Source organism: Lutibacter sp. (assembly GCF_041596795.1).
In the GTDB taxonomy this organism is placed as follows: Bacteria; Bacteroidota; Bacteroidia; order Flavobacteriales; family Flavobacteriaceae; genus Lutibacter.
Genome location: NZ_JBFHHX010000119.1, coordinates 1 through 10273 on the forward strand (window position 1 = coordinate 1; position 10273 = coordinate 10273).

9 protein-coding genes are annotated in these 10273 nt (G+C 27.5%); 4 read left to right on the top strand and 5 right to left on the bottom strand.

Annotated features, from left to right (window positions below):
- Window positions 1-27: 27 nt before the first annotated feature.
- From pheS to ABY298_RS12305, 3 genes are read left to right on the top strand one after another with little or no spacing between them, the layout of a single operon-like run.
- Entirely contained in the window at window positions 28-1047 is a 1020-nt protein-coding gene (gene pheS / locus ABY298_RS12295) for a phenylalanine--tRNA ligase subunit alpha (protein WP_372746357.1), read from the top strand.
- A 45-nt stretch (window positions 1048-1092) separates the two neighbouring features.
- Complete coding sequence (locus ABY298_RS12300) at window positions 1093-1494, top strand: hypothetical protein (RefSeq protein WP_372746358.1); 402 nt, start codon at window positions 1093-1095, stop codon at window positions 1492-1494.
- Between the two features lie 19 nt (window positions 1495-1513).
- The gene (locus ABY298_RS12305) at window positions 1514-2572 is read left to right on the top strand and encodes a lactonase family protein (RefSeq protein ID WP_372746359.1); all 1059 of its coding nucleotides are present in this window, start codon (window positions 1514-1516) and stop codon (window positions 2570-2572) included.
- On the opposite strand, the gene ABY298_RS12310 is transcribed toward ABY298_RS12305, so the two are convergent.
- The 5 genes from ABY298_RS12310 to ABY298_RS12330 all read right to left on the bottom strand — a co-directional run bounded on the left by ABY298_RS12310 (window position 2561) and on the right by ABY298_RS12330 (window position 9585).
- Window positions 2561-3457 (bottom strand): hypothetical protein, encoded by an 897-nt coding sequence (locus tag ABY298_RS12310; protein WP_372746360.1) that lies wholly within the window; start codon window positions 3455-3457, stop codon window positions 2561-2563. The genes ABY298_RS12305 and ABY298_RS12310 overlap by 12 nt on opposite strands.
- Before the next feature lie 34 nt (window positions 3458-3491).
- Window positions 3492-7568, bottom strand: coding sequence for a PAS domain S-box protein (locus ABY298_RS12315; protein ID WP_372746361.1), 4077 nt, complete (start codon window positions 7566-7568; stop codon window positions 3492-3494).
- Between the two features lie 48 nt (window positions 7569-7616).
- Window positions 7617-8144: a menaquinone-dependent protoporphyrinogen IX dehydrogenase gene (gene hemG, locus ABY298_RS12320; RefSeq protein ID WP_372746362.1), complete on the bottom strand. Its 528-nt coding sequence runs from the start codon at window positions 8142-8144 to the stop codon at window positions 7617-7619.
- Between the two features lie 145 nt (window positions 8145-8289).
- On the bottom strand, window positions 8290-8481 hold the full coding sequence (locus ABY298_RS12325) for a cold-shock protein (RefSeq protein WP_372746363.1): 192 nt from the start codon (window positions 8479-8481) through the stop codon (window positions 8290-8292).
- Between the two features lie 108 nt (window positions 8482-8589).
- Entirely contained in the window at window positions 8590-9585 is a 996-nt protein-coding gene (locus ABY298_RS12330) for an NAD(P)H-dependent glycerol-3-phosphate dehydrogenase (RefSeq protein WP_372746364.1), read from the bottom strand.
- Window positions 9586-9733: 148 nt separating this feature from the next.
- Between ABY298_RS12330 and ABY298_RS12335 the strand changes: the two genes are divergently transcribed.
- The coding region (locus ABY298_RS12335) for a lipopolysaccharide biosynthesis protein (protein ID WP_372746365.1) at window positions 9734-10273 on the top strand (540 nt) is incomplete at its 3' end.

Genomic DNA, 10273 nt, shown 5'->3' on the forward strand with positions numbered 1-10273 from the left:
TAAATTTGCAGACTAATTTTATAGAAAATGTTAGATAAAGTAAAAGAACTGATTGGTGAAGTAAGTGCGTTTAATGCAACTACCAAAGATGAAATTGAAACTTTTAGAATTAAGTTTTTAAGTAAAAAAGGATTATTAAACGATTTATTTGACGAGTTTAAAAATGTTGCTCCTGCTGAAAGAAAAGAATTTGGACAAGCTTTAAACACCCTAAAAAATTTAGCGCAAGATAAAGTAAACCAACTTAAAGATGTTTTGGATAGCGCAAATGATCAAAAAGGTTTTTATGGTGATTTAACACGTCCAGAAGAACCTATTGAATTAGGATCCCGCCATCCAATATCATTGGTTAGAAATAAAATTATTGATGTTTTTTCACGCATTGGTTTTACAGTATCTGAAGGACCAGAAATTGAAGACGACTGGCATAATTTTACTGCTTTAAACTTACCAGAATATCATCCGGCACGTGATATGCAGGATACATTTTTTATTGAAACAAATCCAGATATTTTATTAAGAACCCACACATCATCGGTTCAAGTAAGATATATGGAAAACAATAAACCACCAATTAGAACAATTTCTCCTGGTAGAGTTTTTAGAAACGAAGATATTTCTGCACGTGCGCATTGTATTTTTCACCAAGTTGAAGGTTTATACATTGATACAGATGTTTCTTTTGCCGATTTAAAACAAACCTTGTTGTATTTTACTAAAGAAATGTTTGGGAAATCTAAAATACGTTTACGCCCTTCTTATTTTCCGTTTACAGAGCCAAGCGCCGAGGTTGATATTTATTGGGGATTAGAAACTGAAACCGATTATAAAATTACCAAAGGAACTGGTTGGTTAGAAATTATGGGTTGCGGAATGGTTGATCCTAATGTATTAAAGAATGCAAATATAGACCCTGAAATTTATTCTGGTTATGCATTTGGAATGGGAATTGAACGTATTGCAATGTTATTATATCAAATACCAGATATTAGAATGTTTTACGAAAATGACGTTCGTTTTTTAGAGCAATTTAAATCTGTACTATAAAACCTTAAATTCCGCTCTAATGCGGAATTTTTTTATTAAAATCACATGAAAAAAGACATTAAAATTCCAGAAGTTAGTGATGTTTTTATGGCTGTTGTAAAAGAATACAATGAAGACTTTAAAACAGAGGATTGGAACGCTTATATTATTAACAATAAAGAAGTTGATTTAGAAATGGTGTTGGTAGTTTCTAAAGGATATGATGAAGATAAATTAATTGAAACTTCACTATTACGTCATAAAATTGAAAAACTTCCGGCTAAATCATTTGCCAAAGTAGAATTGTTAGAAGAAAGTGTTTTAAAACTTTCAAACTTTTTTAACGTTACCTTTTTTGAAGGTAATGCAATGTTTGATAAAAAATATGTTTTTAAAAAAGGAACTATAAAAGAAAGTGCCCTTAGAACCATTCCACTATTAAATAAACGTGGTATATTGCTAAAGTAATTTAAAATACCCTAATTTTATGAAATTCTATAGTTTTGTAATGCTATTTATAAGTAGTTTTTTTTTAAACGCGCAAACAATTCGGTTATATGTTGGAACCTACACTGGCGAAAATAGTGAAGGAATTTATTATTACAATTTTAATACATTAACTGGTGAAATATCAGCTAATAAATTAGCTGTAAAAACTGAAAATCCATCATTTATTACATTTTCATCAGATAAAAAATATTTATTTGCCGTTAGTGAAACGGGTGAAACTGGTTTTGTAAAAGCTTATGAAGTAAATTCAGATGGAACCTTAGCCTTTATTAATAAAGTTAGCTCTTACGGTAATGCGCCTTGTCATGTGCAGTTAAATGAAAAAGATACTAAATTAGTAGTTTCTAATTATGGCGGTGGTACATTTTCTATTTTTAACGTTCATAAAAGCGGAAGTATTAGTGAAGCTAGCCAAATTTTAAACCATAATACGGACAGTATTAAATCGCACGCACATTCAGCAAAATTTTATAAAAACAACTTATTTACAGCCGATTTAGGACGTGATTTTTTAGCACAATATATTTTTAATGATAAAGAATATGCTTTAAAAGAAAATTATTTAATGAAGAATGGTGCAGGACCTCGTCATTTTGAAATATCAAAAAAAGGTGCTTTTATTTACGTTATTAATGAGTTAAATTCAACAGTTACTGTACTTCAAAAGAAAGGAAAAAACGATTATGTAAATATTCAAAGTTTAAGTACTTTAAAAGAAGATTTTACAGGAAAAAATCAATGTGCAGATATTCATTTATCTGACAATGAGCAGTTTTTATACGGATCTAACAGAGGAGAAAATTCAATTGTTGTATTTAAAAGAAACTTAAAAGATGGAACGCTTGAAAAAATTCAAAATATTAGTGTAAACGGTGATTGGCCAAGAAATTTTACACTTTCGCCTGATGGAAATTTTTTATTAGTTGCTAACCAACGAAGCGAAAATATAAGTGTTTATAAGGTAGATAAAGAAACTGGAATTCTTACTTTTTCTTATAGTATTAACGTTCCAACACCTGTTTGTTTATTGTTTTAATTCAAAATAGTAAATATTATCGGTATCATCATATCTAAAACTATTTATATAACCAGTTTTTTCAGTTATAAAAACAACACTTAAATCGTCAAATTCAGAATTTAAAACGGATACTTTTCTGGGTAAACTCCATTTTCCATCAATTTTAACCGTTTTATAAATATTATAATCGCCTCTTTCATAAATTACATTATTAATTACTGGTTTATCATTTTCTATGGAGTATTCAACCTTTTCAATTTTTCCATCGTACTCATTTGAGGAAAAATAAATGGTATTTTCATCATAATATGTTGGATTAATTATTGTAAATCTAGGATGCGTAATAAAAATAATCTCAGAACGTTGCCATTCATTATTCGTATCTCTTACTAATTCTAACAGATGAAAAGCACCTTTTTCATTGGTAACAATTACCATTTTATTTCCGTTTTTTGTTATGGAAGGATGCCCATAATTTGATCCTTCTTTACATATTGTTAATGGTTTCAATTTAGATACTTTAAGGTTTTCTATAGTTCCCTTAAAAATTGCTAAGCCATCAACATTTAAAAAACCTTTTTTAAAATTTGTAACTGTTTTGGTAATATAAGCTTCATTATTATAAATAGCTGATAAGCCAACATGGCGATTACCTTTTATTTTAATTTTTTGAGGGTTGCTTTTTAAATCAGAAAAATATACTTTATAAAAACCAGATGCATTGGCAGATGCATAAATAAGTCCGTCTTTATAAATTATTGGTGCAATATTTTCTTTAGAATTTAACGATAAATACGTGTCGTAAATTGCAATACTATCATTTTCAAAAATTAAATTTTTATTTTGCTGAGCTATAACTATTTTGCAGAATAGCATAAAAAGCAACAAAAATATTGACTTCAATTTCATAGATTTTTTAACAATTTTTATTAAAATATTATTTCAAATGGCTTTCAATTATAGTTTTTAGGGCATCTTTATTTAGTGGTTTAGAAATAAAATCGTTACAACCTGAGGCAAATGCTTTTTCTTTATCTTCAGGTGTTGAATAGGCTGTTTGCGCAATTACAGGTAATTGAGGGCGCATTTCTTTAATTCTTTTAGTTGCCTCATAACCATTCATAATAGGCATATTAATATCCATTAGAACAAAATCTATATCTTCATTTATTTCACATAATTCAACGGCTTCTTTACCGTCTTTTGCATGAATAATTTCACAATTTAATTGAATTTTATCCAATAAAATTATTTCAATAAATAAGTAATTAACTTCTTCATCTTCAGCAACTAAAACTTTGTATTTTTGTTTTGAGTTTACTTCATTTAAACATAAATCTTTTTTCATGTTTGGATTATCTACGCGTTTATATGGTATTTTTAACCAAAAAGTTGAACCTTCCCATTTTTCTGATTCTACAGAAATTGTGCCACCTATTAAGCTTGTATTTTCTTTTGCAATTGACAAACCAAGCCCTAAACCACTTGCGTTTCTAGACACATCTTTCTCTTCTTGTGAAAAACGTTCAAAAATAATGCTTTGTTTTTCTGGTTTAATACCAATTCCGGTGTCTTTTACAAATATTTCTATAGTTTCACCTACTAAATTATACCCAAAAGTAACATACCCTTTATTGGTAAATTTTAAGGCGTTTTCTAACAAATTGCTTATAATTTTTTGGAGTTTACCTTTGTCTGTATAAATAGTACTTTCGCAATCCGAAAGTTGATTTTTTATGTATAAAGGTATTCCATTTTCTTTGGCTTTTAAATCGAAAACCGAAAATAGTTCCAATAATAAATCGTTTAAACATACTTTATTTTCTACAACTTTTACTTGCTTTGTTCCAAGCCTAGAAATTTCAATAATATCATCTATTACATGTAATAATTGGTTTCCACTGTTTTGAATTATACTTACATAGTAATTTCTTTTAGCTGGGGACAATTCTGTGTTGTTTAACAATTCTGAAAAGCCTAAAATACCATTCATTGGAGTTCTAATTTCATGAGACATGTTATTTAAAAACTCCGTTTTAAGTCTGTTACTTTCTTCTGCTTTTTCTTTTGCTAAAATTAATTGGCTTTCGGTATTTTTAAGGTTTGTAATATCTATAATTGTGGCTATTGCCTTACCGTTTTCATTTATTATAGCTAATTTTACGTAGGCATAAATACCTTCGCCGTTGGTGTTAATAAATTGCGCTTCAGTTTTAAACTCAGTTTCTCCATTGGCTATTGCCAAAAACTCCTTTTTTAAAGCTTCATATGAGTTTTCATTATTTGTTTTACGTAAATGGTTTGTTAATTCATCTTTATCTTTAACTCCAAATAAATTTAAACTTGCACTGTTAACATTTAAAATTTTAATTTTATTAGTACAATGTTTTACAAAATCTAAATTTTCATCTAAATATTTTTTAAAATCGTTGGTTTCAGATTTTTTTTGATGAATACACTCAATTACTTCTGAAAAATCTTCTTCTAGAATAGAAATAGGACTTTCTTCAAATAAATTTATAAACCTAGAGCTTAATTCTTTTAATTTTTTATTGCTTTTAAATAATTCTACACTTAACTCACTTAATTCGTGATTTCTAGATTTTAGTTTATTGGAGGCAACTTTAAGTTTGGTAACATCGGTTACAAGTGCAAATGATGCTTTGCGGGTATTATTGTCATCATATACTGGTGAGGTATTAAATAAACAAACAGCTTTTTTACCATTCTTTTTAATCAATTCAATTTCGTAAGATGTTGATAATCCTTTATCTCGCAATGTCATTTGCTCTAGAAAAAGTAATTTGTTTTTTTCATCAACAAAATCAAATATAGATTTTTTAACAAATTCGTCTTTTTTATAGCCTAAAATACTACACATTTTTATATTAACATCAATGGTAACACCATTAGTGCTAATCATCCAAAAACCTTCATTGGCAGTTTCAAGAATTCGTTTTAAATAATCTTCGCTTTCTTGTATTTTAACATACGCTTCTTTTAAATCTATTTCAGATTGTTTTTGTTCTGTAATATCTTCTTTAATGGCTAAAAAGTTAGTGATTATTCCTTGCTCATTTTTTATGGGAGTTATGGTTGCTTGTTCCCAAATTAATTTTCCTTTTTTTGTTTTATTCTGAAAAATTCCTTTCCAATTTTTACCACTTAAAATAGTATCCCATAATGTTTTATAAAAAATATCTGAATGTGTTTTAGATTTAAAAACATTGGGTGTTTTTCCAATAACTTCTTTAGATGAGTAGCCGGTTACTTCCGTAAATTTAGGATTTACAAATTCTATTTTTCCAAATTTATCGGTTATAACAATAGAATTTCCACTTTGTGAAACAGCAGTAGATAATAATTTTAGTTCTTCTGAAATCTTTTTCCTTTCAGAAATATCTCTGGCAAACCCTAGTAGTAATTTTTTATCGCCAATTTTAAGTGCTGCAATATTAATTTCAACTGGAAAAATGGATCCGTTTTTTCTTTTATGTAACGTTTCAATGGTTACCTGTTTTTTACTTGATAATTTATTCCAAACCGATTTGTTTTTGTTTAATTTATTAAATTCAGCTTCTAAATTTTTAGCATTCATGGTTAATAACTCCGTTCTACTATAACCAGAGTTTTGAACCGCCTTATCATTAACTTCAATAATATTTCCTTCAAAATCGGCCAAATACATAGCATCTCCAGCCTGTTTTACTAAAGATTTAAATAACAATTCACTTTCTTCTGCTTTTTCTTTGGCCTTTTGAAGTTCTAGTTGTGTTTTTATTGTAGGTGTTATATCTTGTATGGTTCCTATTAACTCAATTGGGTTTTTATTTTTATCAAAAATAAGTTTTCCAAAACCATGCACCCATCTAATTTGTTGGTCATTATTTCTAATAATTCGGTATTGTTTATCAAATGGCAGGTGTTTTGTTAAAATTTGTGTTTCTAAATACGAAGCAAAATCCGCTCTATCATCTGGGTGAACTAATTGCAGCCACGATTCTAAAGTTTTAGGATAATTGGATTCAATACCAATAATACCATTCAATATTTTGGAACTGTTCCATGTGTTTTTAATAACATTAAAAGAATACGAGCCTAAACAAGCTATTTTTTGTGCTTCCTGTAATCTATTTTCAACATTTTTTCTTTCAGTAACATCTCTAATAGCCGCAACTCTAAGCTTTTTAGTATCTCCTAATTTAATTGTTTTAGATTCTATTTCTACATTAAAAGTAGATTTATCTTTTTTAATACCTTCAATTTCGTATGGTAAAGCATGTATTTTGCTACTCTCTTGTTCAATTTGATTGTGGTATTTTTTATCAAAAAATAGATCAATTATATTTTTACCAATTATTTCTTCCTTTTTATAGCCAAACATAGTTGCTAATGATAAATTTATATCAGTTGCAATACCCTTTTTATGAATTAAAATTCCTTCAAAAGTTAAATTTGATAATTTTTCAAAATTATTTTGTGAATTTTCTAAGTTAACATTGGTTAAATTAATTTGATCATTTAAAATTATTTTTTCTAAATATTTCTCTAATTTAATGGCAAGAATTTGAACGCAATTTTCAATTATTTTTACATCGCTTATTGGTTTATCATTCATTATTGCAATTAAACCAATAGGCTGTTTATTTTTACTCCATAAGGGAACGCCAATATAACTTTCAATATTAAATTTGGTTAAAGCTTCATCTTTTGGAAATAATTTTTTTGTGTTTGAAGGATAACTACAAATACTTTTATTTATAACATTTTGACAAGGAGTATTGGCTAAATTGTAAATTGTTTTTGGAAAAAAAGTTTGTTGCTTTTTAGAATAAAAGCATTCAATAGTTACAATATTTGGATTCTCAGTAGAATATTTATTAATTAAAACATAATTAACATTTAATAAATCAGCTAAAAATATGGCTGTTTCTTGTAAAAATTGATTGTTGTTTAATTTATACCCATTATCAGCTATAAATTTTAAAGTATTATTAATGTAATTTTCTACCATATTGGCATTTACGGGGTTTTAATTTGTACGTTTTGCTAATATAATAAATTAAATTATTTGTACTTCATTACTAAACAATTTTACTTTATCCCAGTTTGTATATTCAATTTTGGTATTTTTATCAGTTGGGCCTTTGGTAATCCACATTATTAATTGAATCATTATTCTATCGAAAAAAGGATACTTACTATAGTCTAAATTTCCCGCAAATACTTCAACAATGGTTGGGTTCCAATTTATATTTTTAAAAAATTTAACTACGTAAGGATTGGTGGTTGGAGTGCTTTTTTCTGGTTTACGGGCCACTAAATTTACCGAGAAAAATGCAGTTTTTATAGAATCTAACTTATTTTTATTAGTGTTTATAAATTTTATAATTTTTTCATTATGAACACCGTACCTAATACTTGCACCAATAATTAGGGTATCAAAACTTAAAATATCTTCATTAAAATTATCAATAGAAAAAAGAGAAACTGACAGGTTTTTATTTTGAAGTTGTTCTTCTATTTTTTTACATATTTTTAAAGTTTGTCCATCTACCGAAGAATAAATAATACCAATTTTTTTGCTCATAACTTATTTTAAATGAAATATTTAACAAAAATACAAAATCAAAAATATTAGATTTATGATTAATATCACAATAAGAAAACCATAGACATAAAAAAAGCTCATCAATATTGATGAGCTTTAAATTCTTTAAAAAGTTTGATAATTCTTAGATTACGCTAACACTTACAGCGTTTAAACCTTTTTTTCCTTCTTTTAAATCAAATTCTACTGCATCACCTTCTCTGATTTCGTCTACTAAACCAGAAATGTGTACGAAGTATTCTGTTTTTGATCCGTCTTCTGTAATAAATCCAAAACCTTTAGATTCATTAAAGAATTTTACTGTACCTTTTTTCATTGTTAAAAAATAAATTAAGTTGCAAAGTTAAAATTATTTTAATGCAAAACACAAAAAGTGTTAAAATTTATTTAAAATTAACGTTAATTAATTCCTAGAAATCAACAATTAATCTAATAATTCTGTTAATTTTTTAAACACCTGCTTTGGATTTTTGTTTAAATACAGCACCTGATACACCGCATCTATTATAGGTGTTTTTGCTTTATTTTTCTCGTTTATTGCATACGCACTTTTTGCTGCATAATATCCTTCGGCTACCATACTCATTTCCATCATAGCGCTTTTTACTGTATATCCTTTGCCAATCATATTTCCAAACATTCTATTTCTACTAAAAACAGAATAACCGGTAACCAATAAATCTCCTAAATAGGCCGAATTGTTAATGTTACGTTTCATTTTATGCACTTTTTTTATAAAACGTTTCATTTCTCTAATAGAGTTTGACATTAACACTGATTGAAAATTATCTCCATATCCCAAACCATGTGCAATACCAGCTGCAATTGCATAAATATTTTTAAGCATAGCGGCATATTCCGTTCCAATAATATCATCAGAAATTTTAGTATTTATATAATGACTGGCTAATAATTTACTCATTTGCTTTGCTTTTTTGGCATCTTGGCAAGCAATGGTTAAATAAGATAAACGTTCCATGGCAACTTCTTCTGCGTGACAAGGACCAGTAATTACTCCAATATTTTCAAATGGAATATTGTAATTTTTATGAAAGTGTTCTCCAACAATTAAACCGCTTTCTGGTACAATTCCTTTAATAGCAGAAAATACAATTTTTGATGAATAATCAACAGTAATTTTATCTAATTCAGCTTTTAAAAAAGCCGATGGAATTGCAAAAATTAAAATATCTGCATATGAAACTAATGTGTTTATATTACTCGATAAATGTAATTTTTCAATAGATAATTCTGCTGAACTTAAATAATTTGGATTGTGTTGGTTCTCTTTTATATAGTCTAATGTAGATTCATTTCGTATATACCATCCAACTTGATCTAAATTTTCACACAACATTTTAACAATTGCAGTAGCCCAACTTCCACTTCCAAAAACTGCAATTTTCGGATTATTAATCATACATATGGTTTTAAAATTCAAAAGTAAAAAAACTTAATTAAAATGACTCTTAAAATTATGGTAACATATCCTTCAACTATTTTTATTGAATTCAATATTTACTTTTGTACTTTTATGCTTTTATAAAAAAACACCTTTATACCAAACTTTGAGCACACTTAAAAGATTTTTCAAGGATACCATAATTTACGGAATTGCAGCCGTTTTACCTAGAGTTATCAACTTTTTACTAGTCCGCGTTCATACCGATGCGCTACCTACTGATAATTACGCTGAAAATACTAATTTTTATATTTGGATTGCTTTATTTACCGTTTTGCTAACCTTTGGTATGGAAACCTCTTTTTTTAGGTTTTATAATTCCGAAGGAAAAAAAGACAGCATAATTTCAACCTCATTTATAAGTGTTTTTGTTGCTTCTATCCTATTTTTAGCAAGTGCTTTTATATTTTCAAACCAGTTTATAAGCCTTTTCGATTTTTCTAACAACGCCTTACAATTTAAATTATTTATTGGAATTTTAGTGATAGATACTATTTCTGTAGTACCATTTGCTTATTTACGCGCAGCAAACAGACCAATACGATATGCTATTATTAAATTATTAAATGTTGGAATTATTGTATTGATAAATCTTATTTTCTTACGCTTTATTCCAGATTTTATTGCTGAAGGAAAATCGGTTCCA